This is a genomic window from Nocardioides aequoreus, from assembly GCF_000720335.1.
In the GTDB taxonomy this organism is placed as follows: Bacteria; Actinomycetota; Actinomycetes; order Propionibacteriales; family Nocardioidaceae; genus Marmoricola; species Marmoricola aequoreus.
This window is the reverse complement of record NZ_JOJN01000012.1, coordinates 1-26,361: the sequence shown is the minus strand read 5'-3', so window position 1 is coordinate 26,361 and position 26,361 is coordinate 1. Positions and strand designations below refer to the sequence as shown.

15 protein-coding genes are annotated in these 26,361 nt (G+C 70.0%); 8 read left to right on the top strand and 7 right to left on the bottom strand.

What is annotated here, in order from left to right:
• Window positions 1-115: 115 nt before the first annotated feature.
• The 3 genes from IG63_RS0117345 to IG63_RS0117330 form a co-directional block, all read right to left on the bottom strand.
• Window positions 116-820 carry a LamG domain-containing protein gene (locus IG63_RS0117345; protein ID WP_169741821.1) on the bottom strand — a complete coding sequence of 235 codons (705 nt, stop codon included), beginning with the start codon at window positions 818-820 and terminating at the stop codon, window positions 116-118.
• A 210-nt stretch (window positions 821-1,030) separates the two neighbouring features.
• Window positions 1,031-4,600: a PKD domain-containing protein gene (locus tag IG63_RS21765; RefSeq protein ID WP_245604489.1), complete on the bottom strand. Its 3,570-nt coding sequence runs from the start codon at window positions 4,598-4,600 to the stop codon at window positions 1,031-1,033.
• A gap of 240 nt (window positions 4,601-4,840) precedes the next feature.
• Window positions 4,841-7,924 (bottom strand): PKD domain-containing protein, encoded by a 3,084-nt coding sequence (locus tag IG63_RS0117330; RefSeq protein WP_030485609.1) that lies wholly within the window; start codon window positions 7,922-7,924, stop codon window positions 4,841-4,843.
• Between the two features lie 287 nt (window positions 7,925-8,211).
• Here IG63_RS0117330 and IG63_RS0117325 point away from each other — a divergent pair, with 287 nt between their 5' ends.
• A complete protein-coding gene (locus IG63_RS0117325) occupies window positions 8,212-12,795 on the top strand; it encodes a PKD domain-containing protein (protein WP_084597289.1) in 4,584 nt (1,527 codons plus the stop codon).
• A 51-nt stretch (window positions 12,796-12,846) separates the two neighbouring features.
• Here IG63_RS0117325 and IG63_RS22825 read toward each other — a convergent pair whose 3' ends face one another.
• Window positions 12,847-13,350 carry a hypothetical protein gene (locus IG63_RS22825; RefSeq protein ID WP_157210268.1) on the bottom strand — a complete coding sequence of 168 codons (504 nt, stop codon included), beginning with the start codon at window positions 13,348-13,350 and terminating at the stop codon, window positions 12,847-12,849.
• Between the two features lie 256 nt (window positions 13,351-13,606).
• Between IG63_RS22825 and IG63_RS21755 the strand changes: the two genes are divergently transcribed.
• The 7 genes from IG63_RS21755 to IG63_RS0117285 all read left to right on the top strand — a co-directional run bounded on the left by IG63_RS21755 (window position 13,607) and on the right by IG63_RS0117285 (window position 23,182).
• Window positions 13,607-15,565 (top strand): GumC domain-containing protein, encoded by a 1,959-nt coding sequence (locus IG63_RS21755; RefSeq protein WP_051707063.1) that lies wholly within the window; start codon window positions 13,607-13,609, stop codon window positions 15,563-15,565.
• An 84-nt stretch (window positions 15,566-15,649) separates the two neighbouring features.
• A complete protein-coding gene (locus IG63_RS0117310) occupies window positions 15,650-16,582 on the top strand; it encodes a glycosyltransferase family 2 protein (RefSeq protein ID WP_030485605.1) in 933 nt (310 codons plus the stop codon).
• A gap of 181 nt (window positions 16,583-16,763) precedes the next feature.
• The gene (locus tag IG63_RS0117305; protein WP_157210267.1) at window positions 16,764-17,897 is read left to right on the top strand and encodes a polysaccharide pyruvyl transferase family protein; all 1,134 of its coding nucleotides are present in this window, start codon (window positions 16,764-16,766) and stop codon (window positions 17,895-17,897) included.
• Window positions 17,898-17,899: 2 nt separating this feature from the next.
• The gene (locus tag IG63_RS0117300) at window positions 17,900-18,886 is read left to right on the top strand and encodes a nitroreductase family protein (RefSeq protein ID WP_245604488.1); all 987 of its coding nucleotides are present in this window, start codon (window positions 17,900-17,902) and stop codon (window positions 18,884-18,886) included.
• Window positions 18,887-19,098: 212 nt separating this feature from the next.
• Window positions 19,099-20,556, top strand: a complete 1,458-nt coding sequence (locus tag IG63_RS0117295; protein WP_169741819.1) for a hypothetical protein — start codon at window positions 19,099-19,101, stop codon at window positions 20,554-20,556.
• A 119-nt stretch (window positions 20,557-20,675) separates the two neighbouring features.
• Window positions 20,676-22,103, top strand: a complete 1,428-nt coding sequence (locus IG63_RS0117290) for an MATE family efflux transporter (protein ID WP_157210265.1) — start codon at window positions 20,676-20,678, stop codon at window positions 22,101-22,103.
• Window positions 22,031-23,182, top strand: a complete 1,152-nt coding sequence (locus IG63_RS0117285; protein WP_342665974.1) for a CDP-glycerol glycerophosphotransferase family protein — start codon at window positions 22,031-22,033, stop codon at window positions 23,180-23,182. The genes IG63_RS0117290 and IG63_RS0117285 overlap by 73 nt, the downstream gene beginning before the upstream one ends.
• 18 nt (window positions 23,183-23,200) lie before the next feature.
• Here the strand turns inward: IG63_RS0117285 and IG63_RS0117280 are convergent, their stop codons facing one another.
• The 3 genes from IG63_RS0117280 to IG63_RS0117270 form a co-directional block, all read right to left on the bottom strand.
• Window positions 23,201-24,115: a sulfotransferase family protein gene (locus tag IG63_RS0117280; RefSeq protein ID WP_084597287.1), complete on the bottom strand. Its 915-nt coding sequence runs from the start codon at window positions 24,113-24,115 to the stop codon at window positions 23,201-23,203.
• Window positions 24,112-25,347 carry a phosphotransferase gene (locus IG63_RS0117275; protein WP_051707060.1) on the bottom strand — a complete coding sequence of 412 codons (1,236 nt, stop codon included), beginning with the start codon at window positions 25,345-25,347 and terminating at the stop codon, window positions 24,112-24,114. The genes IG63_RS0117280 and IG63_RS0117275 overlap by 4 nt, the downstream gene beginning before the upstream one ends.
• A 96-nt stretch (window positions 25,348-25,443) precedes the next feature.
• Window positions 25,444-26,199 carry a cellulase family glycosylhydrolase gene (locus tag IG63_RS0117270; RefSeq protein WP_030485597.1) on the bottom strand — a complete coding sequence of 252 codons (756 nt, stop codon included), beginning with the start codon at window positions 26,197-26,199 and terminating at the stop codon, window positions 25,444-25,446.
• Window positions 26,200-26,361 lie beyond the last annotated feature (162 nt).

Sequence of the window (26,361 nt, the reverse complement as noted above, 5' to 3'; positions counted from 1 at the left end):
CCGATCGCGACCGAATCCGTGTGACGTTCTGGCACGTGCCCCCCTCGGCTCCCGGGTCGAACCATGCTCGAGGGTAGGCCTCGGGGCGTCGCGCCCGCGCGAGGGGGTGTGCGGCTCATCGGTGGACGACGAGCTCCACATCGTCGACAGCCCCGTTGAACTGGTCCGATGCACCTTCGACCGGTATGCCCTCCGGGGTCGTCTTGCCGCCGATGACCAGCGGGGTGTCGTCGCGGAAGGACAGGTCGCCGGTGGGGCCCTCGACCTCGGACGCGGCCGACGAGCCGTCGGGCCCGTCCAGGTGGAGGGTGAGTCGGTCCTGGGAGCGGACGCACCTGGCTGTGAACCAGGCCCCGGGGACGACGGCCTCCGCACCCTTGACGATGACCTCACCTCTGTCGCCGGCTACCCGACAGCTCACGATGCCATCGTCGACCTGGATCTTGTATTGAGCAGCCTCGCCCCAGAGCCCGCGTTGGACCAGGTTGTTGCCGTTGTCGAGACCTCCCTCGGACTCGGCATCCAGGTTGAAGGACGCCGTCAGCTCGAAGTCGTGCCCGTCGGGCTGCAGCAGAGCCGGTGGGGCGGCAACGGTGACGACGGCTCGCGCCGTCGCAGTGTCGTCGTAGGGAGGCAGTCGGAGGGCCTGCCCGCCCCGAGGGTGAGGCTCCAGGGAGACGCGCCCCGCCCCCACCGTCCGCACCCGGACCTCGGCCCCGTGCTGCGCGGGTGCCAGCTCCACGTCGGCGGCCACCTCTCCGGGAGGAAGGTCGTCGAAGTCGAGCAGGAGCCGATCGGACGACGGCGCACCCGCCTCCACCTCGGTCGAAGCGACCGGTCCCGGCTCGGCCGGCGTGGTGCCGGCCCCGCCGCCTCCGGGACCGCACGCGACGAGGGCGACGGTGGCGCAGGCCGTGGCGAGGCACCGCGCGAGCTGGCGCGCGCCCGTCACCACGGGTGGCCTCCGGCCCGGGGTGCGGACGTGGTCATCGGAGGGACGGGCGCACCAGGAAACGCTCACCCATCGGACTCACGCGGGTGCGATGACGAGGGAGAAGTGGACGCTGCGTCCGACCGAGGCGCTGGTGGTGGCGGTCGCGCCGGGGCGGTTGCCGCTGGTGACGCCGCTGTTGGTGTCGGCGAGCAGGGCGCTGGTCTTGCCCGAGCCGCTGCCGGACCCGGTGGTCCTGGAGGTGCTGCCGGCAGCGGACCAGGTGACGTCCTCGGAGGACTTCTCCGACCAGTAGGTCGCCACCCACGAGCCCGCGTCGGCAACGGGCACCGCGGGTGCGGTGTGGGAGGTGGCCGGGCTGTCGGTGCCACCGACGGCGGAGGCGCTGATGGTGGCGGCACCGCTCTGGCTGCGGTAGCCCGCGACGGTGAGCGTGGACTTGGTCAGGGCGCTGCTGGTCACCGACACGGTGCTGCCGGCGAGGCCGGCCGTGGCGGTGCGGCCCCAGACGACGCCTCGGATGCCGTTGCCCTGTCGGGTCTCGACCTGGGTCCAGCCCGCTGGGGTGGCCACCGTGGTGGTGGAGCTGTTGGTGGTGATGAACAAGAGCAGCTGGTCGCCGGCTTGGACCCCGGCGGGGATCTGCACCGAGTGCGTGGAGCGGTTGCCCGAGGTGGTCGCGGCGTCGACGAAGGAGATGCCGGGGTTGGTGGTCTCGGAGACCGCGACCTGGCGGGTCGCCTGCGACTGCAGCTGTCCGTCGCTGACGGTGAGGGTGACGGTGCGGGTCCCCGCGGTGGCGTAGCTGTGCTGGGTGGTCTCACCCGCGCCGGTGGCGGAGTCACCGAAGTTCCAGCTGTAGGTCAGGTCGTCGCCGTCAGGGTCCGAGGACCCCGAGGCGTCGAAATCACAGTCGAGCTGGTCACAGCTGGCGTCGAACGCTGCCACCGGCTGCCCGTTGACACGCTGCACGGAGACCTCGCGGGTGGTCGTGGCCTGCCGGCCGTCCGCGGTGCGGATCGTCAGGGTCACGGTCCGTGTCCCGGAGGAGGCATAGGTGTGGCTGGGGTTGCTTGCCGCGGACGTGTTGCCGTCGCCGAAGTCCCAGGTCCGCTGAGTGATCGTCGTCCCCGGTGAGGTCGAGCCGGAGGAGTTGAACTGGCAGGTCAAGCCGGCGCAGGAGTAGGCGATGTCGGCCACCGGCGGTTGTCCCGCGGCTTCGCCGTTGGGGTTCTGGAAGAGGAAGAGACCTCGGGAGCTCCAGTTGTAGCCGTCGATCGTCGTGCCCGAGACCTGGGTCGCGGTGCCGCCCACGGGTCGGTCGGACTGGTCGCCCTCGGCCCAGTCGAGCCTGTTGAGGCTGCCGTCGGGCTTGGCCCAGTAGAGGTGGTCCCCGGTCGTGAACATGCCTCGCACCTGGGCGAAGTCGATGCCCGCGACGTTTCCCCCCACGACCAGCTGCTTGGCGCCGACGACGTCGCTCTCCGGCGTGAAGTAGCGGTAGTAGAGCTGGTTCGACCCGGTCATCGTGTAGTAGATCCGGCCTGAGTCGAAGAACATGCCCGTGACCCGGGCGATGTCGCTGCGCCAGTTCTGGAGGACGGTGAGCTGGTCCGAGGTGTCGACCGCCACCGGAGCGCCGTACTCAGTGCCGTTGAAGGAGCGCCGGTCGAAGGTCCCGTCGCCATGAGCCAGGTAGAGCTGGCCGCGCAGCATGAAGGCCCCACGGACGGCGTTCCAGTCGATACCGCCCGCCTCGACGGGAGTGCGTGCCCCGAAGGTCGCGCCGTCGTGGGTGTACTTCGCGATGGGGGAGGTGGTGTTCGGCGGCAGGTCGGTCCGCAGGATCTCGATGCCGTTGATGAGCGGGTTCTCGGTGACGTGCAGCAGGTCGATGTCGACGTTGCCGTCGGAGGTGATGTCGAAGCTGCGCATCGTGCCGACGTTGTGTCCGACAGCAGCAGAGATGTCGAAGTCGTCCAGGACTCGGACGCCGTCGACGTCCACGTCGAACTGCCGCTGTCCGGCGCTCTGCGTGCAGGTGCACCGGTTGGAGAAGTAGAGCCTCACCTCGAGCGGCGTGCCGGCCGGGACTGCGAAGTCCCATGCCTGCTCCGGGGCCGAGGCGGGATCCCAGAGCTCGGACTCGAAGAGTGCGCGCGGCGTGCTCGCCGGGACGGTGCCGTCGACGGTGGGCACGGGAGCATAGGTGGCGCGGTTGCCGACGCCGTTGTGCTGAGGACTCGGGGCACCCGCCAGGTCTGCTGCCCAGTCGATTCCTCCGGAGGCGGGCAGCGAGGGTCCACCGGCGTTCACCCGGTACAGGAATCGGGGGTCGCTCTCGGCGCCGAAGCCACCGAAGGCGTAGGCGTCGTTGGGCAGGGTTGGCGTCGTGTTGGCAGGGATCACCGTCCCGGCGAGGGGCAGCAGGGCGATCCGGCCCTTGTAGCGGTTGGCACCGATGCGCTCGGTGTCGGAGCCGACCCAGAGTCCACGAGACGTCACCAGGAAGTCGAAGACGCCGACGCCTCGCGAGCGTGTGGGGTTCCACGAGAGGGGAAGTCCGTTGAGCGGGTCGAGTGCCGCGATGCCGGGGCGGTCGACGGCTCCCTGACCAGGGGTGTCGCCGGCGAAGGGGTTGTTCTGCCAGCGCGCGTGCCCTCCGGTGTAGACGGCGCTGTCGGTGATCTCCACCGCGTAGGTCGTGTCGCCGCCGGTGTAGTCGACCCAGGAGGGCTGGACGTCCGCTCCGCTGGCGTAGGTCTCGAACCTGGCGGAGGTGTCACAGGGACCGGTGGACCCGCCGTAGGCACCGGTCGTGGTGATCACGAAGAAGCGGCCGTCGGGTGAGAAGTCCAGGTCGCGCATGTAGCTGTCGAAGGACTGCGCACGGCACGTGGGCACGTAGAAGTTGGTGCTGAACGACGAGGCCTGTGCGCTCGTGCCCGAGATGTCGAGCATGAAGAGCTGCCGCGCGGCCACCCCGTCGAGGGCGTCGAAGTTGCCGATGGCCAGCAGCCGGTCACCTTGGGGGTTGACGTCGATCTTGACGACGCCTGTGGTGCCACCGTTGTGGACCCCTGAGATGACGCGGCTCATGTAGGTGTCGAAGGCGCCCGTCGTCGGGTTCACGGTCGCCAGTGATCGCTGCGCCCTGCCACCGACGTGGGTGAAGCTGCCCGCGATCCAGAGGCGGCCTCCGGCGAGGCGCAGGTCCCGGACGCGCCCGGTGATGGAGCCGGCGTTGAAGGTCTGCACCACGGCGCCGTCAGAGACGCGGATGCGAGCGAGGTTGGAGCGAGCGACGCCGCCGATGCTCGAGAACGCGCCCGCCACGAAGACCGTGCTGCCGTCGCCCGTGGGCAGGACGGTGGTGATCTCGCCGTTCGGGTTCGGGAGGAACGTGGTGCTGATCTGCCCGCTGGTCTCGTCGAAGGCGACCAGGTTGGACCGGGGGATCTGGGTGGTGCTGGCATCGTTGCGCGTCTGGGCGAAGGAGCCGCCGAGCACGATCGAGTTACCGATCTTGGCGATGCTGTTGACGCGTCCGTCCAGCACGTGCGGGGTGCCGTTGGCCGGCTGGTCGGCCACGAGACGGCCCTGCGCCGAGTTTGCCGCCCGGGCGACCTCTGGAGTGAGCACCAGCATCACGGCCAGGAGCGTGGAGCAGAGTAGCGAGAAGCGACGAGACGGCATGGTGTTCCCCCGGTTGCGGCGGACCTCCCCGTGTGGCCCACCTTGAAAGATGCTGCTGTGGCACCTTGCCCGCAGCCGGGCGTCTTGTGCCACGACGCCCGTCATGTGGTCTATACGTCCGATGCTCGGCGAGGCCAGCATGCGGACGCCGCGGTGGTGCGGACCCGTCCGCACCACCGCGGCCGTGCGCGGTCAGCGACCCTCGGGGGCCAGCACCACCGACAGCACACCGGAGCGAGAGACGCTGCCGCCGGCCTCCACCTGCAGCCCACCCACGGTGCCGGCAGCCACCTCGCCGTTGCTGTCCGACAGCGCCGCGAAGATCGCTCCGCTGCCCGTGCCCTCGGAGCCGGTGCGGCGGGACTGTCCGTCGGGAGTGCCGAGGGTGAGCAGGCTGGAGGACTTCGCTCCGTAGTACGTCACGAGCCAGGATCCGTCCGGCGCCTCGAGCATCGGCGAGGTGAGGGTCGTCGTGGCGGACGCCGTCGTCGCCGCCGCCGCGTTCCTCACCTCCACGGGGTGCGCCCCCGTGGAGCGGTACGCCGCCACGGTGAGGTTGGACTTCGCCGCCGCCGAGGTCGCCACGGTGACGACCGTGCCCGCGTGGCCGGACGTGGCCGGACGGGTCCAGAGCCGCGTGCGCAGTCCGTCCACGTCGGCGGTGCTCGCCTCGGTCCATCCCGCGGGCGCGGTGACGGTCGCGGTGCTCGAGTTCGTGCTGAGCAGGAGCAGCAGCCGGTCACCGGCCCGCACGTCCGCCGGGACGGTCACGGAGTGGTTCGTCCGGTTGCCGTTGGTGCTGGCCGACGCGACGAAGGCGACCTTCGACTCCGTGACCTGGACGGGCACCGTGCGTGTGCCCGTGCCACCCTCGTTGTCGGTGACCTTGAGCGTCACCTGGTAGGTGCCTGCGGCGGGGAAGGAGTGGCTGGTCGAGGCGCCGCTCCCCGTGGTGCCGTCACCGAAGTCCCAGGCGTAGCCAGTCACGGTTCCGTCGGGATCCGTCGAGCCGGAGGCGTCGAAGGTGCACGCGGTGTCGTCACAGCTGCTCGTCCAGGAGGCGGTGGGCAGCTGGTTGGTACGGGTCGGCGTCACCGTCCTGGTCGTGGAGGCCGTCAGGCCCTTGGTCGTCGTCACCGTCAAGCTGACCGTCCGCGACCCGGAGCTGGGGTAGGTGCGCTGGGCCAGCTCGCCCGTCCCCGTGGTCCCGTCGCCGAAGTCCCACTCGTAGCCGGCGATCGAGGCGTTGGTCGCGCTCGACGCACTGGCGTCGAAGCGGCAGGTGAGGCTGTCGCAGCTGGCGGTGAAGCTCGCCGTGGGTGCGATCGCCGGACCGTCGCCCTCGGCGTCCTGGTACAGGAACATGGCCACGGTGTTGGCCCAGCTGGACGAGCTCACCACGGTGGCGCTGCCCGCACCCGGCCCGGCACCCTTGGCCGTGCGGACCCAGGGGAGGGAGCGCAGCTGACCGCTCTGCTGCCAGTACAGGGTGTTGCCGGCGAGGAACGCGCCGCGCACCTGGGAGAAGCTGATCCCGGTGGTCCCGTTGCTCGCGGTCAGTCGCTGTGCGCCGACGACGTCGCTCTCGGGGGTGAAGTAGCGGTAGCTCAGCGAGGTCTGTCCGGACCGGGTGAAGTAGATGCGCCCCTCGTCGTAGAACATGCCGGTCATCGCCCGCACGTCGGCGTCCCAGTCCGTCATCGCGGCGAGCTCGTCGCCGGTGTCGACGGGCTCGGACGGACCGTAGGTGGTGCCGTCGAAGGTGCGCTTGTCGAAGCTGCCGTCGGACCATGCGACGTACAGCCAGCCGTTGAGCATGAAGGCGCCCTTGATGTTGCGGGTGGCCATGCCGCCGCTGGGCACGCTCGCGAGGTTGCTGAACGCGGTGCCGTCGCTGGTGCTGCGCCGGTCGAAGGTCGCGCTCGTGGTCGTGCTGCGCGTCTGGTAGACGTCGTTGGGCAAGGCAGGGGTGCGCACGCCCTTCCACGTGGCACCGCCCGCGGTCGGCAGCAGGGCGATCCGCTGTCGCAGGTAGTCGGCCCCGATCCGCGTGGTGTCGCTGCCGACGTAGAGTCCGGCGTCGGTCGAGAGCAGGTCGAAGACGCCCACGCCGCGGGTGCGGGTCGGGTTCCACGAGAGCGGCAGGCCGTTGATCGGGTCGAGCGCCGCGATGCCGGGCCGCGACACGGCCCCCTGGCCGGGGGTGTCGGCGCGGAACGGGTTGTTCTGCCAGCGGGCGTGGCCGCCTGTGTAGACGACGCCCTCGGTGATCTCGACCGCGTACGTCGTGTCGCCCCCGGTGTTGTTGACCCACGTCGGTGCCGCGCCGGCGCCGTCCGCACGCTCGAAGCGAGCCGTGCTGTCGCAGGCCGCGCCAGCACCTCCGTAGGCGCCGGTCGTCGAGACCACGAAGAAGGTCCCGTCGGGCGAGAAGTCGAGGTCGCGCATGTAGCTGTCGAAGGACCGGCTGCACGCGGTCTCGTAGTAGCTCGTGCGGAACGGCGCCAGCGTCGCGGCGCTGCCGGAGATGTCCATCATCGCGATCTGGTGGCTCTTGACACCGTTCACGGTGTCGAAGTTGCCGATCGCGACGAGGCGAGTCCCCTGGCTGTCGACGTCGATCTTCTGCACTCCCGTCGTCCCGCCGTTGTGGGTGCCGGCGAACACGGGCCGCATGAAGGCGGGGTCGAACTTGCCCGTGGTGGGGTTGATCGATGCCAGGGCCTTCTGAGCGCTGCCGCCGATGTGGGTGAACATGCCGGCGACGTACAGACGGCCGTTCGAGAGTCGCAGGTCCTTGACCTGTCCGGCGACCTTGCCTGCGTCGAAGCCGGTCATGACCGCCCCGTCGGAGACACGCACGCGTACCAGGTTGCTCCGGGTCACCCCACCGATCGAGGAGAAGGAACCGCCGACGTAGACGCTCTGGCCGTCGCCCGTGGGAAGGACCACGTTGACCGAGCCGTTGGGGTTCGGGGCGAAGGTCGAGGTGAGGGCTCCCGTGGAGGCGTCGAAAGCCAGCAAGTTGGTGCGAGACTGGACGACGTCGCTGCCGTAGTCGGTGGCCTGGGTGAACTCGCCGCCGAGCACGATCGTGCCGCCCACCCGCGCGATCGAGAGCACGCGTCCGTCGAGGATCTGCGGGGTCGTCCGCGTCGGCACCGTGTTGACCGTGCTGCTCGGGCCGTAGCCGAGTGCGGACGCTGCCGCACCGGTGGAGGAGAGGAGCACTAGAGCGATGACGATCGAGAGCAGTGCGCGTGCGGTCCGTTGCATGGTGAAGAGCCCCTTGGCGAAGTGAAGTGGCCAACCCCCCGTGGTTGAGCCTCCAAGACCATAGGTCGCGATGCCCGAATTGCCGTCGCGTCGGTGTCACTCGGTCTAGCCCACGGGCGGGTGGACGACACCCAGCACGGAGACCGGCCATTCGCGGCGATCTTGTCGATTGGGGACGCTCCGGACTAGACCCCCTGTCGCTGCCGGTGTCGGGACCGATCCCCCCGGCCCCATCATGTGCTCGCCGCGACTCTCGACGCGGCCTTCCACTGAGGGGCTCTTCTCGCATGCTCGCTTCCGGCACCAGGCCGTCCGTACGTTCCACCACGTTCCTCACCGCCGTGGTGGCGCTGCTGATCTCGCTCACCGGCTTGGCCGTGCCGGCCCAGGCGGCAGCACCTCAGCTGAGCTTCGTCGGCTCGGCGGCGACCTCGGGCAACCGAACCGCGCACACGGCGACGGTCCCGGCCGCCGTCCGCGGTGGCGACACCCTCGTCGCCTTCCTGACGAGCAACGCCACCTCCAGCACCGTGGCCGACCCCGCCGGATGGCGCCTCATCGGGACCCGAGACGGGTCGAGCTCACGTGCCAGGGCTTGGACGCGTCAGGCCGTGCAGGCCGATGCCGGCTCGACGCTGACCGTCCGCACCAGCGCGGCTGCCAAGTCCTCGCTCGTGGTCCTGGCATACCGGAGCAGCGGCACGACCGCCTCGGTGACCGCCTCGGCCACGTCCGGCGCCAACGCCGGCACCACCACCCACACCGCGCCGGCAGCGGCTGTGGCGGACCCCGGCTCGTGGGCGGTCCGCTCGTGGTCGGGCAAGGCGTCGGTCGAGCCCACCTGGACGGTCCCCGGAACGCGTCGTGCGGCAACCTCCTCGACGGGCTCGGGGCTCACCAGCGCCGTCGTGAGCGACGCGCCGGTCTCGGGCTCGGCCACCGGCACAGCTGCGGCCCAGAGCAGCGCCGCCGTCGGCAACACCCACCAGTTCACGGTCGTGGTCAGCCCCGGGGTGGCCGCGCAGAACGCGACACCGGTGCCGAGCTTCACCCAGGCGTGCACGGGGCTGCGCTGCGCCTTCGACGCGCGCGGCACCACCGATGTCGACGGCGACGCGCTCACCTACCGCTGGGACTTCGGTGACGGGACCACGGGCACCGGAGCCACGGTGTCGCGCACCTACGCCTCGGGCGGTGTCAAGCAGGTCACGCTGACCGTCTCCGACGGCACGGCCGAGGCGTCGACCAGCCGCAGCCTGAGCCTGCGATCGGCGCTGCCCCCGCCCGGGCACACGGCGGTGGCCCCCGAGAAGCCCCGCCTCGACCTGCCGAAGATCACCACCGGCGACGTCGTCGACATCGAGGTCATCGGCAACCGCGTCTTCGTCGCCGGCACGTTCACGTCCATCGCCAACAACACCTCCGGCAGCACGACCTCCTACGCCCAGGCCCGCCTCGCGGCCTACGACCTGGACACCGGGCTCGTCGACACGTCCTTCCGTCCGGTCGTGAACAACGAGGTGAGCGCGGTGGAGGCCTCGCCGGACGGCAAGCGGCTCTACATCGGCGGTCGCTTCAGCACGGTCAACGGCGTCGCCCGCAACGGCCTCGCCCAGGTCGACCTCACGACCGGCGCCCCCGTGGCCGGCTTCGTCGCCAACACCGATTCGCGGGTCAACGCCCTGGCGGTGTCCGACGACAAGGTCTACGCCGGCGGTCGTTTCACGCGCGTCAACGGCGTGCGACGCATCTCCCTCGCCTCCGTCGACGCCACGACGGGCGCGGTCGACACGGGCTTCGTGAACGACCTGAGCGTGGGCATCGGCTCCGATGGCGTCATCAACGTGCAGGAGCTGGTGCTGACCCACGACCTCTCGCGGCTCATGGTCGTCCACACCGCCCGACGCATCGCCGGGGAGGAGCGCGTGGGCGTCGGCTTCGTCGACACCGCGACGAAGGCCGTGACGGCTTGGCGAACCACCCTGTGGGAGGACAACCTGCAGTTCGTCGGGGGGATCCAGCGCGTCGTCTCGGGCGACATCGCACCCGACGACTCCTACTTCGCCGTGACCAGCGGATTCGGTGGTGACCGTCCTCCGCTCAACGACACCATCATGGCCTTCCCCGTGGAGGGCGGGGCGGACGTCAAGCCGCTGTGGATCACGCGGGCCTTCGACAGCGTCCTCTCGGTGGCGATATCCGAGAAGGCGGTCTACGTGGGTGGACACATGAGCTGGGTCGAGTCGCCGTCGAGCCCCGACCCCTGGCCCGGGCGCGACGACGTCGGCTACGGCACCGGCCAGGGACTGTCGGGCTACGGACTCGGCGACGCCGTCGTGAACCGCTCGCACCTCGCCGCGCTCAACCCCGTCGACGGCAAGGCCGTCGAGTGGAACCCCTACTCCAACTCCCGTGTGGGCAACTCCGCGATGGAGGTCACGCCGCGTGGCGTCATCACCGGCGGTGACGCGACCACCCAGGGTGGCTACAACGTCGGACGCGTCGCCTTCTTCGACTTCCAGGACCGTCCCGCGGCGAACGGTGTCGAGACCACCATCGACTCGCCCATCACCGGACGCGTCCTCCCCAGCGCCCGTGAGTTCGTGCTCGAGGGCAGGGCCTCGGCGACCTCCGGGGTCCGCAGCGTCGCCGTGGAGCTGCAGGACACCGAGACGCGTCGCTACCTCCAGGACGACCTCACGACCTGGGCGTCCACCTGGAACTCCATCAACGCCGAGCTCGGGTCGGCCGGTCAGCCGACGTCGGGGTGGAGCCTGCGCCTGACCGTGCCTGGCAACGTCAAGATGCAGGCTCTGGTCCGCACGGTCGGCGTCGACGGACGCACGACGCCGGCGAAGGCACAGAAGCGGTTCGAGACCTTCGGGCTCGACGACACGACCCCGACGGCGAGCATCGGGTCGCCGGCGGCCGGCCTCCTGACGTCGACGACCTTCATCCTCGCCGGCACCGCCGCGGACGACATGGGTGTGCAGTCCCTGACCGTGCTGGCGCGCGACAAGGCCGGCCGCTACCTCCAGGCCGACGGCACCGCCGACTCGACCTACCACACGTTCCGGGTCGCACCCGACGTTGTCGGTGCCACGAGCACCACATGGTCCCAGGAGCTGACAGTGCCCACCGAGGGGGAGTGGCTGGTCGAGGTGACGCCGTACGACACCGCGGGTCAGAGCGCGCTCGACAGCACGCAGCGCACGTTCAACGTCTACGCCAACGGGCAGGTGCCGACCATCTCGCTGAGCTCGCCGGCCGTGATGGTGCCGCCGACCTCCTCGGCGCCGATCACCGTCGAGCCGGGCAAGCCGGTCACCTTCGCGGGCTCGGCGACCGACGACGGCACCCTGTATGCCATCGACGTGCACCTCCAGAACAACTCCACGGGGGAGACCACCGGCAACGACGGCACCTTCGGGCCGAACAAGGGGAGCAACTACTACCGGATCCGCTCGAACATCAACGCGAGCAGCGTGAACTGGTCGTGGACCACACCCTTCGACCTCGGGCCCGGCAGCTACACCTTCCGGGCACGGGCGCTCGACACGAGCGAGCTGAGCACGCCCACCTCGCAGCTGGTCAACTACAGCTTCAACGTGCAGGTGGCGGGTGACGCCCCGCCCAAGGCGACGCTGGCGGTGACCGGGACCCAGCCGGCCTCCGGTCAGGTCGATCTCGACCTCAAGGGCAACGCCACCGACGACAAGGGCGTCACGGAGGTCCGTGTGGCCCTGCGCGACCTCGACACCTCGAGGTACCTCACCGCGACGGGTGCTACGTCGGCGGCCTACACGACGCTGCCGGCGGCCCTGGCCTCGCCCGGAGCCACGTCCACCGCGTGGGCCCTCCCGGTGACGCTGCCGTCGAAGGGGGACTGGTCGGTGACCGCCTTCGCGATCGACTCCGCGGGGCAGCGCGACTTCTCCAACACCGGTGGCACGGCGCGCTACCCCGTGTACCCGGGGGACACCCCGCCCGTCATCACCGACTCGCTGCTCAGCCCCACGGAGGGGGCGGTGTTCGATGCCGGTCGCATCTACGTGAGCGGGCGGGCGGAGGACAACGAGTCGATGCAGCGGGTCGAGGTCGGCATCGTGAGCTCCACGGGACGTTGGCTCAACTCCGGCGGGACCTTCCAGACGGGGGAGACCTGGCGGACCTCGTTCCTCACCAGCCCCGGCACCCCCGGTTCGAACTTCGCCTACACCACCCCGGTCCTCCCCGCAGGCAGCTATGCCGTGCGGGTGCGGGGCGTGGACCAGAACGACCTCGTCACCGCACAGCCGCTGGTCCGCAACGTCTCGGTCACCATCCCGGCCGACAACCTCAAGCCGGTCGCGGTGATCGCCCCGCCCAGCTGCACCGACAACGTGTGCACCTTCGACGCTCGTCGGTCCACTGACGAGAACCCGTCGGCGCTGACCTACAGCTGGAACTTCGGCAACGGGACGGGCACGGGACCGGTGGCGACTCGCACCTACACCCAGGCGCGGAGCTACACCGTCACGCTGACCGCGCGCGACGAGTGGGGGATCAGCTCGGACCCGGTGTCGGTCAACGTGACCATCGCGGAGCCGGCGGGCAACCTCGCGCCGACGCCGAAGCTCAACCCGCCCTCGTGCGCCGGTTTGACCTGCAACTTCTCGGCAGTGGGCACGGTCGACCCGAACCCGGGTGACGCGATCACGTACGCCTGGACCTTCGGCGACCCGGACTCCGGCGCGGCCAACGCGTCGAGCTCGTCGGCGGTGGCCCACGCCTTCACGCGGCCCGGCATCTACGCCGTGACCCTCACCGCCCGGGACGGCTGGGGGAAGGCGCAGACGGTCACCCGCCAAGTGGTGGTGAGCGCTCCGTAGTCACGTGGCGGGCGGGGCCGTCGGCGAGGAGTCGCAGGCGGCCCGCCCGCGTCACCCTCGCAGGAGTGCGTTCTCGCCCAGCCCCGCGGCCTGGAGCCAGTCGTTGCCGGCCTGCTGCGTCGCGCTGTAGAGGTCGTAGTCCGGGGCGTCGCCCGACTTCGCGTCGAGCCGGGCCACGTCCTTGGCGAAGGCGTCGAACTGCTTCGACCCCTCGCACTGCGCGGCCTTGTCAGCGAGCCCGTCGAGACGGTCGACCAGCCCCGAGGTGTACCGGCCGTGGTCACCGCGACCGACGGTGTCCTGGACCCGGGTCCAGTCCCGCACCACGAGGTCGACGTCGGTCCTGCCCAAGGTGCACTCCTCCGACCCGACCTGGCCGGGGGAGGGCGAGGCCGTCTCGTCGCTGTCGGCGTCACTGCTCGTCGCTTCGGGGGAGGGTGTCGAGGAGCCTGGTGCGGGCTGCGGCTCGGGCTCGTCGCCGCCACATCCCTGGAGCAGGACGACTGCCGCGAGGATGCCCGTGATCGTCGCCCGGACTCGGGGTGGTGAGGCCATGCCAGCATGCTACGTCCGTCACAGCGGGTTCTCGGCGCGATCGTCGAGCCCGGCGACTACCGTTGGCGTGACTGCGGTGACGACGAGGGACCAGGACATGACGACGACGCTCGAGCGCGGGCGGACCGCCTTGTCCGCGACCCCGGAGCGTCGCAGGTGGTGGCGTTGGTCCGAGCGCCCCGCCCACTGGCCTCTGACGCTGGCCCTGCTGCCGTTCCCGTTGTGGTGGGCGCTGGGCCTGCGGACCCTCGTCCCGATGCTGCTCACGCTCGTCATGGCCGACCAGCTGTTGCGGGCACGCCGTCGGGTGGTGCTCGGTCGCGGCACCGCGCTGTGGGTGCTGTTCCTCGTCTTCGTCGTCCTGGGCGCCTTCGTGCTCTGGGTGCAGGCGCCGGCGACGGAGGCAGGAGGCGGGCCTCAGCGACTCCTCGTCTGGGCCTACCGGCTGGCCTGGTACCTCGCCGCGACGACGACGCTGCTGTGGGTCGCCAACCTGCGTGAGAGCGAGCTGCCCACTCGCTGGGTCTACCAGCTGCTGGGCGTGATGTTCGTGTGGACGACGGTCGGCGGGTTGGCCGGTGTGCTCGCCCCGGGGATCGACTTCAACTCGCCCCTGGAGCTCCTCATGCCCGGCGGCCTGCGGAGCAACAGCCTCGTCCAGTCGATCGTGCACCCCGCCGTCGCCGACATCCAGACCGTCCTGGGTCGTCCCGAGGCGCGGCCGAAGGCGCCCTTCGCGTTCGCGAACTCGTGGGGCAGCGCCATGGCTCTGTTCCTGCCGTTCTTCCTCGTGGCGTGGTTCCGCGACGGCCGCACCTGGCAGCGGGTGCTGGGGCCGATCGTCCTCGTGGCGTCCGCGGTGCCGATCATCTACAGCCTCAACCGCGGTCTGTGGATCTGCCTGGTGATCGGGGCCGCCGGCTTCGTGGTCCTCCAGCTCCGTCAGGGCCGGCCGTGGCAGATCCTCGTGACGATCGGACTGCTGGTCGCGGCCGCCGTCGTCTTCCTCTTCAGCCCCTTGAGCACCGTCCTGGACGAGCGCCTGGCCAACCAGCACAGCAACGACCGGCGCTCGCAGCTGCTCGAGCAGACGGTCGTCAGCACCTGGCAGGGTTCGCCGGTGGTGGGCTTCGGCAGCACTCGCGACCTGCAGGGTGGCTTCGCCTCGATCGCCAGTGGGGCCACGCCCGACTGCCCCGCGTGCGCCGTGCCCCCCCTGGGAACCCAGGGTCACCTGTGGCTGGTGATCTTCTCCCAGGGCTTCGTCGGGGCGTTCCTCTTCCTGGGGTTCTTCGCGATCGCCCTGTGGCAGTGCTGGCGATGCCGGACCACCAACGAGATCCTGTGCACCTTCGTCCTGGTCTTCCTGGGGATGCAGCTGCTGATCTACGACACCCTCGGCATCCCTCTCATGACGGTGATGATCGCCATCGGCCTGGTGACCAGGGAACAGGCGACGCACCGGCTGCGGAATGCCGACCAGCTGGTCCGCATCGCCTGGAGACGCCTGCGTGGGGCGTGGCCCGTGGTCACCATCGCAGTCGGGCTCGGTGCGATCATCGGCGGTGTCGTCATCGCGCTGACACCCCCGGTGTACTCCACGAAGGCGTCGATCCTGCTCACCAACCCGCCGGTCTACCTGGCGACGGGCGGCGGTGCCGGCGACGGCGAGGCACAGGTCGTGGACAGCGAGACGGTCACGATCGACACCGAGGCCGTCCTGCTGCTCTCGGAGCAGTCGCTGAGCCGCACCGAGGACGGTGAGTCGCTGCGCGACCGGGTGAGCGTGACGGCTCCGGCCAACACTCGTGTGATGGTGGTCGAGGTGCGCGACGAGGATCCATGGCAGTCGGCCCGGGACGCGGACGAGCTTGCGGAGTCCTATCTCCTGACGCGCGAGAACTTTCTCGCTGAGCGACGAGACTTGACGCTGCGCCAGCTTCGTAGCCGTATCGATGAGCTCGGTCAGGAGGGGACCGAGGCTGATGGTGGCCTGGAGAGCGCGGCCCAGGCGCGTGCCTCGCTGGAGCAGGCCGTGACGTCGGTGCTGCTGACCCCGACGACGGCCGGAGAGGTGATCCGCTTCTCGGACACGACGGTCGTACGACGTCAGTGGGAGCTCCCCGTCGTGACGGGAGCCGCGCTCGGTGTGATCGCCGTTGCTGTCGGCATGAGTGCGTCCCGGCGCTGGCCGTGGGGCCGCCCCGGCGTGTAGTCGCCGCGTCGCGGGCGTGGCGGACCCGTAGCATGTCCCGACCGTCCCACCTCCACGAGCGTCGAGAGCGAGCGTCCACCGCATATGGCGAGCCCCGAGCCCACGACGCCCCGGCTTCCGGCGGTCGACGTCGTGGTCGCGACCAGGAACCGCCCGGAGCTGCTGCGGGAGGCGCTGGAGTCGATCCGTGCGCAGACCTACCGCGGCGACATCACGGTCCACGTCGTGTTCGACCAGTCGCCGATCGACCCGGCGGTGCTGCTGGACGAGCCGGGGCGGCGCGTCGTCGCGCTCGACAACGACCGCAGCCCCGGGCTGGCCGGTGCCCGCAACGCGGGGATCCTGCACGGCGACGCGGAGCTGGTCGCCTTCTGCGACGATGACGATGCGTGGCGCCCGACGAAGGTGGAGAAGCAGGTCTCTGCCCTGGTGGGGTCCACGGCCCTCACTGCGGTGACGGGTATCACCGTCCTCTACGCCGATTCTGCGGTCGATCGGGTCCCGGATCCCAGCGACATGACGCTCGAGCAGCTGGTGCGGGACAGGGTGATGGAGGCCCACCCCTCGACCGTGATGGTGCGGCGAGACGCACTGCTCGGCGAGATCGGGCTGGTGGACGAGGTGCTTCCCGGCAGCTACGGGGAAGATTTCGACTGGATCATCCGCGCGGCCCAGGCCGGCACCTTCGCTGTCGTCGCCGAACCTCTCGTCCTCGTGAGGTGGGGGCAATCAATGTTCTCCCAGCGGTGGCGCACCATCGTCGACGCGATCGACTACATGATCGACAAGCACTCCGTCTTCGCGGAGGATCCCCGTGCGATGGCCCGCTTGCTCGGACGCAGTGGCTTCGCGCTCGCCGCGCTGGGTGAGCGACGTGAGGCTGTCCGTCGCGCGTGGCGCGCCATACGGCTGAACCCGCGAGAGCGGCGCGCGCTCCTGGTGCTGGCGGTCGCCACGCGTGCCGTCTCTGCCGAGCGACTGATGCGGATCGCCCACAAGCGGGGCCACGGGATCTGATCTCACCGGGCTAGAGCGGTCGCACCCCATCAGGCCCCCCTCGGACACGGCAGCGGGTAGCCTAGGGCACCGGGGGATGACGCCACGGGCGTCGCGCAGCGCAGCGCCGCGGTCCTGAGAGCCATGACCGTGGCAGTGGCGTGCGGTGGACCGGAGGAGCGGTGTGAGCAGGATCGGCATCATGTCGATGCAGAGGATCTTCAACTATGGCTCCTCGCTGCAGGCCTACGGTTTGCGCCGCCTCCTCGAGGCAGCCGACCCAGAGGCCCAGGTGTCCTTCGTCGACTACGAACCGGGGCGTCCGCTCGTGCAGGACGGCGGATCGGCGCCGCGCTCGTCGTTCGCGCGCGCGGCGCAGAAGGTGCGCGAGGTGGTCGAGGTCGACGCGTCCTGGAGGGACCGCCTGCGCTTCGTCGACCACAAGCGACGGTACGGCGAGCGCTACTTCGGCCAGATCGGGATCACGCCCGAGCCGAACCGAGACCTGGACCTGGACCTCCAGGTGGTCGGCAGCGACGAGGTCTTCAACTGCGTTCAGGCCAACACGAGGGTGGGCTACTCGCGCGACCTCTTCGGGCACGGGTCGCCGGCGCGAGGCGTGGTCTCGTACGCCGCGTCCTTCGGCAACACCTCGCTCGAGAAGCTCCAACGCTTCGGGATCGCCGAGGAGGTCGGGACCGACCTAGCACGCTTCGACGCGCTGTCCGTGCGTGACGACAACTCCGCCAGCATCGTCGAGGCGCTCCTGGGCACCCGTCCGCCGGTGCACGTCGATCCGGTGCTCGCCCACCCCTTCATGGAGACCGAGCAGGCGATCCCCGCGGGTCGGCTCCACGAGCGCCCCTACGTCATCGTCTACGGCTACTCGGGTCGCCTCGGTCGCGCGGAGAACGCCGCAGTGCGGGAGCAGGCTGCTCGCCACCGGGCCGACGTGCTGAGCTTCGGGGGGGTCCAGGAGAGCGCCGACCGCTTCGTCGAGTGCAGTCCTTTCGAGCTCCTCGCGTACTTCCGCGACGCCGAGGCGGTGGTCACCGACACCTTCCACGGCACGATCTTCTCGATGCTCAACCGTCGGCCCTTCGCCACCATCGTGCGTCCGAGCAGGGGGCACGCCTACGGCAACGAGGAGAAGCTGATGTACCTGCTGCGCACCTTCGGTCTCACCGCACAGCGATGGGACCAGGGAAGCGACCTGCAGGGCGTCCTGGAGGGCGATGTCGACTACGACACCGTGCACCGCCTGGTCGATGACGAGCGCGGACGCACGCTCGAATACCTCCGTGCGGTCACCGGGAAGGTGGGGTGCGTCGAGTGAAGATGAACACCTCCCGGAGGAAGCAGGTCCTGAAGAAGCAGCTGCAGAAGGTGCGTCTGCGCTACCTCGCGGTCAAGGACGTCGGTCGCTTCTCCCGCACGGCGTCCTTCTCGGTCTTCGACGACGGCTACGAGCAAGTCGTCTCCCGGATCATGTACAACGTGCATGCGCTGGAGAAGGGCTTGGCGCGCAACCGCGACGTTCGGCTCGGCTTCGGCCGCAAGGCCCTGAGCAACCTCAACGATGCGTTGGTGATGTATCGGATGCGCGGTTACGACACCGCGGACTACGCGTACGTCCAGGGACTCTCGGTCATCCAGCACTACCGCGAGCTCCACGACAAGGCCGACCACGAGGTGGACTTCCTCGAGCAGGTGCTGGACGCCGAGTTCCTCGAGGCAGAGGTCCGTGAGCGAGCCGCCGGCACCAAGCTGGTGCGTCGCAAGGAGAAGCAGGAGAACAGGTCCAAGGACTTCTACCGCCTGGCGCAAGGGCGCAGCAGCGTTCGAGAGTTCTCCGGCGCCGCGATCGAGACCGAGGCCGTCATGCGGGCTCTGCGCAACGCCGAGCGAACACCTTCGGTCTGCAACCGGCAGGGCTGGAAGGTCTACTGGGTCGAGGACAAGGACTTGGCCCGGCAGGTGCTGGAGCACCAGCGTGGGTTCGGATACGCCGAGATGCCCGAGGTGCTGCTCTGCGTGACGGTGTCGAACAATGCGTTCCTGAGCCCCGTCGAGCGCAACCAGGCGTTCGTGGACGGCGGCCTGTTCTCGATGTCGGTCATGTACGGGCTGGAGCACGAAGGGCTGGCCGCGGTCCCGCTCAACGCGATGATGTACCACCGCGATCAGCTCGCTGTGCGTGAGCTGCTCCGGATCGACGACGCCGAGATGATCATCATGTTCCTGGCTGTCGGTGACTTTCCCGACGAGGTCGTGGTTCCGATCTCGGACAGGAAGACCGCGGAGTCGTTCGTGCGCCGACGCTGACCGGAAGGCGGTGTCAGGCGGCACGTTCCTTGGACACCGATACGCACGCATCCCCAGGCGCCACCGCCTACACTCGTCGTGGACGCCGCAGGCCGAGGAGGGCAACACAGCTCATGGTTGGTCCCCGCATGGGCTCCCGACGGGCCGCCCTCACCGGTCATCTCCGCCGGCGCCTGGTGTTGCTCCTGTTGCTGGTGATGACGGGTGCTGCCTTGGGCGCTGCCCTGGGGCTCTCGCAGGCACGTACGGCCACGGCTGAGGCGAGGGTGCTCATCTCCCCGCTCGACGGCAACGCCTTCTCGCCCGAGAGCGACGACTTGATCAATCTCGAGACCGAGGCGCAGCTGGTGCGCTCCGACGCGGTCGCTCGCGCGGTCGCGGACGCCACCGACGTCTCCCAGGACGGGCTGCTGTCCGGCCTCTCCGTGTCGGTGCTCCCCAACACCCAAGTCGTCTCCATCGAGTACGGCGCGCCCTCGCGCGTGGCCGCTCGGGACCTCGCGCAGACGTTCGCCGAGGAGTTCCTCGACTACCGCACCGAGCGATCGGAGCGCGTGGTCGACAGTCGTTCCGACCGAATCCAAGCTCAGATCGATGCCCAGAACGACAACCTGAGCGACTTGGTCAGCCAGCTCGACGACACCACCGACAGCTCGCGTGCCCGCGTGCTGCGCGAGCAGATCAGTGGTGTCAACTCGCAGATCGCCCAGCTGCGGACCCAGTTGGACGAGGTCCGAACTGGGGCCGACGACCCGGGTGAGGTCACCACCCCCGCCTTCGTCACGAGCCCCTCACCGATGGTGATGGTGGGCGCGGCGACCATCGCGGGCGGTGTCCTCGGCCTGCTCGCGGCTCTCGCGCTGGTGATCGTGCGCGTCCGCTCGGAGAACCGCGTGCACCTGACCGACGACGTCGAGGCCGTCGGTCTCGAGCTCCTCGGCGACGTCAGGGAGAGCGACCTCGACCTCATGGTGCGCAACCTCGTCGAGGATCGCGAGGAGGGCGAGATCACCGCACCCCTCCGTGCGCTGCGCGCCGCCGTCTTCTCGCGCGAGCGCCGTCGGCCCGTGCGCATCCTCATGGGCTCCTCGGTGCCGGGGGAGACCGGTCCTCGCTCGGCGGTCGGCCTCGCCTACGCCGCGGCTGCCTCCGGATACCGCACCGTCCTGATCGACGCCACCTCGGACGGCCGCGCGGTGACTCGGCGCCTCGAGCTCGCCGGGCAGCCCGGGCTGACCGACGTGCTGCGCGGCGAGATCTCGCTCGAGGACGGTCTCGTCACCCTCACGGCACACCTCCAGGTGCTGCCGTGCGGTGCGACGGACCCGCGCAACGACGACCGACTGGGCGGGCCCCACGTCGCCACGCTCTTCGAGCGCGTCTCGGACGTCGCCGACATCGCGGTGGTGGCGACCGGGCCGCTGCTCGAGGCTCGGAGCCAGGCGCTGGCGCTGGTCAACGACACCTGCCTGGTCGAGGCCGTGCAGGGCGTGTCCAGCATCGACGAGCTGGTCGAGATCACCAACGACCTGAACCCGGTCAACGTGCTCGGTGTCGTGTTCGTGCGTCCGGCCCGTGGGTCGGGCCAGGGGCAGCGGGAGCTGCCTGCCGGTGACCGACGGGCCGCCCGTCAGACGCGCCGTCGGGCCGCCGTCGACGCGAACGCATGACGGAGCAGGACCTCAGCCCGCGCGACGACACCGACCGGCACCTGCGGCAGGTCGCACGCGGCGGTGCGTTCGGACTGGTGGGTGCCGGGGTCTCGGCCGTGTCGGGCTTCCTGCTCGTCGTGGCGGTCACCAACGGCTACGACGCCGAGGCGGCTGGCACCTTCTTCTCGCTGACCTCGGCCTTCCTCCTGCTCACCGCGTTCACCTCGCTCGGCGCCGACACCGGGATGGCGCGCTTCATGCTGCGCTACGAGACCCAGGGTCGTCGCGGCGACATCCTGCCGACCCTGCGTGCCGCGATGTGGCCCACGATGGCCCTCTCGCTGCTGGTGGCCCTGGGGGTCGTGCTGGGAGCGGCGCCCCTGCTCGGGGCGCTCGGGCTCGAGGGAGACGAGGCCACCGAGGCCCTGGTCGTGCTGGCCGCACTGGTCCCGTTCGCGACGTACAACACCCTGGCGCTCGCCGCGACCCGTGCCTTCGGGCGGATCCGCCCGACCGTCATGATCGACAAGATCCTACGTCCGGCTGCGCAGCCCGCCCTGATCGCCCTCATCGCGCTGTCGGGGTCGGGGCTCCTGCTGCTGACGGTCGCATGGTCGGTGCCCTACGCGATCGCCGCGGTGGCCTCCTTGGTGCTCCTGAGACGCTTCCTCGACCGACGTGATGTGCGCGGACACGAGGCGACGACCGACACGCGAGCCCTCGCCTCGGACTTCTGGCGCTTCACCTGGCCGCGGAGCATCGCCCGTATCTCCCAGATGGCCATCCAGCGTGCGGACATCCTCATCATCGCGGCGCTGCGGTCACCTGCGGAGGCGGCTCTGTACACGGCCGCCACCCGCTTCGTCGCACTCGGGCAGTTCGGCACACAGGCGACGCAACAGGTGCTGCAGCCGAAGTTCACCGCGCTGATCGCGGCCGACGACCACGAGAACCTGCGCTCGGTGCACCAGGTGTCGACGGCCTGGAACATCATCCTCGCCTGGCCGCTCTACCTCGCTGTGGCTGCGGGCCCGCTGGCCTACCTGGGTCTCTTTGGCGAGGGGTATGCCACGAGCGATGCGACCCTGGTGGTGCTGCTGATGTCGCTGGGCATGCTGTTCTCCGTGGCGACCGGTCCGGTGGACACCTTGCTGCTCATGTCGGGCCGCAGCACGCTCAGCCTGGTGAACTCGTTGGTCGCACTCGCCATCGATCTCGTGCTGTGCTTCGTCCTCATTCCCGACCTGGGCATCGTCGGCGCGGCGATCGGGTGGGCCGTCGCGGTGACCGTGCGGTCCGCCCTGGCCGTGGTGCAGACGCGCTCGGCGCTAGGGATCGCCAGCTTCGGGCCAGCCGTGCGCATCGCCATCGCAGCCAACGTGCTGTGCTTCGGTCTGCCGCTGGCCGTCTTGAGCGCGCTGCTGACGCCGGGGTTGCTGGGCATGGGGCTCCTCGTCCTCGCGGTGCTGCCCCTCTACGCGCTCGCGCTCTGGTGGGGTCGCGAGGCGCTGATGCTCTCGACCCTGGGTGGTCTGCTGCGCACGCGGGCGCGAGGTCCCTCGTGAGGCGGCGAGCGAAGCCGACGATCATGTTCGAGAGCTGGCGCGGCTCCTACGCCGACAGTCCGCGGGCCGTCTCGGAGGTACTGGGACAGCGAGCGCGCCGTGTCTGGGTGGGTGCGGATGCGGCCGCATTCCCAGACGACGTCAGGACCGTGCGTCGCCACAGCCCGGCGTACTTCGCGCACCTCTACGGCTCCCGAGCCCTGGTGGCCAACGACATCATCACCAAGCACCTCGTCAAGGGTCCCCGGCTGTTCTACGTGCAGGCGTGGCACGGCACCCCCCTGAAGCTGTTGGGTCACGACGAGCGGTCACCGGCCTACGGGGTGGAGGAGCACGTGCGACGCATGGACCGCGACGTCGCGAAGTGGGACGCCCTCATCTCCTCCTCGCCCGACTGCACCGCCCTGCTCCGCAGTGCCTTCCGCTACGACGGCGAGGTATGGGAGACCGGTTACCCGCGCAACGACGTGTTGCGCTCGGCGGGAGCGCCCAGCATCCGGACGCGTGTCAGGGATGCCCTCGGGCTCCGGGAGGACGACTTCGTGCTGCTGCACGCGCCGACGTGGAGAGACGACCAGCGCGACGATACCGGGGGTTTCGCGCCTGCCGTCGGCATCCGCACCCAGGGCCTGCGTGACGTGGGCCGGCGGATCGTGGTGCTCGATCGCCAGCACCACAACGTGAGACGGGCACGGGTGGCAGGCGACGGCGTCATCGACGTCAGCCGGCACCCCGAGGTCGCGGAGCTCTACCTGGCAGCGGACGCCCTCGTGACCGACTACTCCTCGGCGGTCTTCGACTTCGTCGTCACGGGCAAGCCGGTGCTCTTCTTCGTGCCCGACCTGGCGGCGTACGAAGAGGTACGAGGCTTCTACTTCGACTACCACGAGTGGGCTCCGGGGCCGGTGGTCACGGGGCAGGACGAGCTCGCGGCTGCCGTGGAGCAGCTCGTCGTGCGGGGTGTCTCCGCGAGCGACCAGACACGCTACGACCAGTTCGTTGCGCGTTGGTGCCCGTGTGAGGACGGCCACGCGGGGGATCGTGTGGTGGAGCGGCTCTGCTCGGTGCTCGACTGCTGAGCGGTGCCCCGGGGTGACCTACGCGTTGCCGCGTGGCGAGGTGCGCCGCCACCGAGGAGTGCGACCCATCTGCTGCGCAAGCCTCTCGTCGTAGGGAGCGAACTCCTCGTCCAGGCGCCGTCTCACGTCGGGGTCCAGAGGGGATCCGGGTCGGGCGTTCCACCGCTCGACCGACTCCGGCTGCCAGGGCGTCAGTCCGAGGAAGCGCTCGATGCGGGCGAACTCGCCGACGGGGTCGACGAAGAACTCGTCGGCATCGGCGACGTGCACGCGGTCCGCTCCGAGAGCCTCCCGGTACCGCTCGATCTGCTCGCTGTACCGGCTGCGACCTCGGTAGGCGTGGTGGCGGTGGTGGAAGCTCTCGTAGGTAGGCTCCGCCACGATCCTGTCGACCTCGCCGGCCAGACGCTCGTCCTCGAGCTCGAGCGCCGTGGCGAAGTCCTCGGTCTCGAATCCCCGCGCGTGCTCGTGCTTGTAGGCCGAGTAGGCGCGCTCGACGGGATCGCGGACCATGACGATGACCCGCACGTCCGGCAGCTCGTGGGCGATGCGGCCGGGCGCGAGGGGGTGGAAGAGGTAGTAGCCGCTGCTGTCGAAGGTGATGACGCCGGGACCGTGGCGGCGCCGAGCCAGTGCGGTCACCGGGAAGTGAGCGCGGTACCAGCGAGCCCCACGGTGGTGGTTCACGTCGAAGTAGCCGATGCCCTTGGCCGCCGTCGGCCGGGCCACCTGCGGGTGAGCGTTGAGCACACGGAAGAGCGTCGTGGTCCCGGCTCGTTGAGCTCCGACCACCAGCACCGCGGGCTGCATCCGCCACCGAGCCGTGAGCATGCCCCAGGCGTGTACGGCGCGGCGGATGGCGCCCAGCACCGGCGCCGGAGCGTGCCGGCGCACGAGGGCAGCGAGTCGACGTACGGGATGCTGCCTGGTCATGGTTCCCCCTGGGTGTGCTGCTCGGCGACGTGGGCCTCGAGGACGTCGAGCACGACCCGGCTGGCCGGGGCGATCGCGCGGCCGCGCGCGTCGAGCGTGCCGGCAAGGTACCGGCTCCCGATGGCGGCGAGATAGAGCGAGGGGGCGATGCCCAGTCCTCTGGGGGCGTCCTCGACGGCGAGGCGGAGCCCGGCGAGCACCGAGGCGACGCTGAACCCGTCACGCCGACAGATGGCGTTCACTCCGTAGTGGCAGGCGTCGAGCCCCTCCGGGACGCCTGTCTCGAACCGCTCCCAGTCCCACAGCTGGACCCTGCCACGGCGTCGACTCATGTTCCACGGGGTCCAGTCGCCGTGCCAGGCGCCGGGCGTCGTGGTCTGCTGCCGTGCCGTGGTTTCGAGGCGGGCAACGGCATCCCTCAGCCGGTCCGCCCCGGGCGCAGACCCGAGGGCGTCGACCTGCTGGAGCAGCCGCTCCCAGAAGGGCGTGTCGGTGACGCTGCAGGTCTCGCCCGCGAACGCCTGGTGCAGCGCACGCATGCTGTCGTGGGGGACCTGGAACTGGTGACTCGGACGTTGGCGGACCGAGTTGGGGAGGGCGGACATGACCAGCAGCGAGTGACCGCGCCACTCGCCGTCGTGGAGCAGGCGGGGGACCTCGAGCCCCGGGGGCAGCCCGGCGGACTCCAGGTGCCGCAGCGATGCCGCCTCCCCTCGGACCAGCGCGCGGGTCGAGGACGACTCACCGAGCTTCGCGAAGGCGATGCTCCTGCCTCGTCTGTCGAAGACCTGGAGCACCGGCTTGCGGTTGACCCGTGCCGTGCCCAGCCCGAGGCTCACGTCGACCGGCTGACCGAGGATGTCGCCGAGGTGCGAGCGCAATGATGCCGGCGACTCGCGGACGCGGATCCTGTCCGGGAAGGCCTGGCCACCGGCGGTCCGCAGCAGGGCCGCCACTCCCAGGCGCTGCACGATCTCCCGGACCGAGAGCGCTGCACTGAAGCGGAACATGGCGCGCGCGGCGGCGGGTCGGTTGCCGGCCGGCACGAGGAGTCGGGGGTGGCTCGACCGAGGCAGGACGAGAAGGTCCAACGCGCTCTCGTCGGCGTGGTCGCTCGTCCCCCTCGTGTGGTGCAGCCGAGGCTGCTGGGCGTCGGGCCACAGCTCGTGGCTGCTGGTGAGGTACGCGTCGATCGCTTGCGTGGCGTCGGCGTCATCCGTCTCGTGCGACACCCACCGACCCTAACGTCGACCATCCCGACCCGTGCACCGTCTCCGACTCCGTTCGGAGCCGGTCACAGGTGACCGGCTCCGAACGGCGGCGCTCTGCTACTTCATTCGCAGGCTCGGGCTGTTGCGCAGGACCGCAGCGAAGAGGTCCTGCTTGTGCTGGGTGGTGATGACCCAGGACGCCGTGCTGTTGAGCGAGGTGTTGAAGTAGGTGAAGGCCTTGCCGTTGTACTGCTTCACGGCGTCGTAGGTCTGCTGGATCCACTGGGGGTAGTCGACCGAGGCCTTGTCGGTGAAGCCGGTCTCGGCGATCCCCCACGGAACGCCGTTGGCCGTTGACCAGGCGTCCATCTTCTTGAAGTACTGGTTGACCATGTCGGTGGGGGCGGTGAACTCCTTGCCGTCCTTGATCGCGCCGTAGAAGTTGTAGGGGTCGTAGCCGACCAGATCGATCTTGGTGTTCTTGGGCCACAGCGAGTCCAACGAGTACTGCGAGGGACCGTAGAACTGGTTCCACCCGGTCAGGATGATGGTGTACGCGACGTTGGGCGCGTTGTCGCGGACGATCGGGGCCAGTCGCTGCTGCATCGACGTCCACTTCGTGATGTCGTCGTCGCCCTCGGGCTCGTGGTGGAGCGCGAGCCAGACCGGGCCGTCGACCTTGCTCAGCTTGACCGCGAGGTCCTTGGTCCAGGCGTCGCCCGCGCCGGTCGACATGTCGGCCCAGCTGTGGGGAAGCTTGAAGCTGATCCAGGGGATGCGGCCCTTCGCCAGGTCGGCCTTCACGGTCGTCACGGCCCGGTCGACCTGCGCGCCGTTGTAGTAGGTGCGCCTCACACCGAGGTTGCGCCCCATGGACTGCTCCCAGGTGCCCGGCTCGGCATTGCCGCCGTACGCCGCACCGAAGAGGGCGCCACAGGTCGGGATGCCTCGGTCACTGAGATCGCAGTCATTCGTCAGGGACCACTTCGCTGCGGGCGGTGCCGGGGGCGTGGGGGTCGGGGTGGGGTCCGGGGT

What these genes read in the sequence shown, in the direction of transcription:
- IG63_RS21755 (WP_051707063.1), top strand. Translation starts at nt 13,607, where the DNA reads ATGCTGCTCACGCTCGTCATGGCCGACCAGCTGTTGCGGGCACGCCGT.
- IG63_RS0117305 (WP_157210267.1), top strand. Translation starts at nt 16,764, where the DNA reads ATGTCGATGCAGAGGATCTTCAACTATGGCTCCTCGCTGCAGGCCTAC.
- IG63_RS0117310 (WP_030485605.1), top strand. Translation starts at nt 15,650, where the DNA reads ATGGCGAGCCCCGAGCCCACGACGCCCCGGCTTCCGGCGGTCGACGTC.
- IG63_RS0117325 (WP_084597289.1), top strand. Translation starts at nt 8,212, where the DNA reads ATGCTCGCTTCCGGCACCAGGCCGTCCGTACGTTCCACCACGTTCCTC.
- IG63_RS0117280 (WP_084597287.1), bottom strand. Translation starts at nt 24,115, where the DNA reads ATGACCAGGCAGCATCCCGTACGTCGACTCGCTGCCCTCGTGCGCCGG.
- IG63_RS22825 (WP_157210268.1), bottom strand. Translation starts at nt 13,350, where the DNA reads ATGGCCTCACCACCCCGAGTCCGGGCGACGATCACGGGCATCCTCGCG.
- IG63_RS21765 (WP_245604489.1), bottom strand. Translation starts at nt 4,600, where the DNA reads ATGCTGGTGCTCACTCCAGAGGTCGCCCGGGCGGCAAACTCGGCGCAG.
- IG63_RS0117330 (WP_030485609.1), bottom strand. Translation starts at nt 7,924, where the DNA reads ATGCAACGGACCGCACGCGCACTGCTCTCGATCGTCATCGCTCTAGTG.
- IG63_RS0117270 (WP_030485597.1), bottom strand. Translation starts at nt 26,199, where the DNA reads ATGGGGCGCAACCTCGGTGTGAGGCGCACCTACTACAACGGCGCGCAG.
- IG63_RS0117300 (WP_245604488.1), top strand. Translation starts at nt 17,900, where the DNA reads ATGAACACCTCCCGGAGGAAGCAGGTCCTGAAGAAGCAGCTGCAGAAG.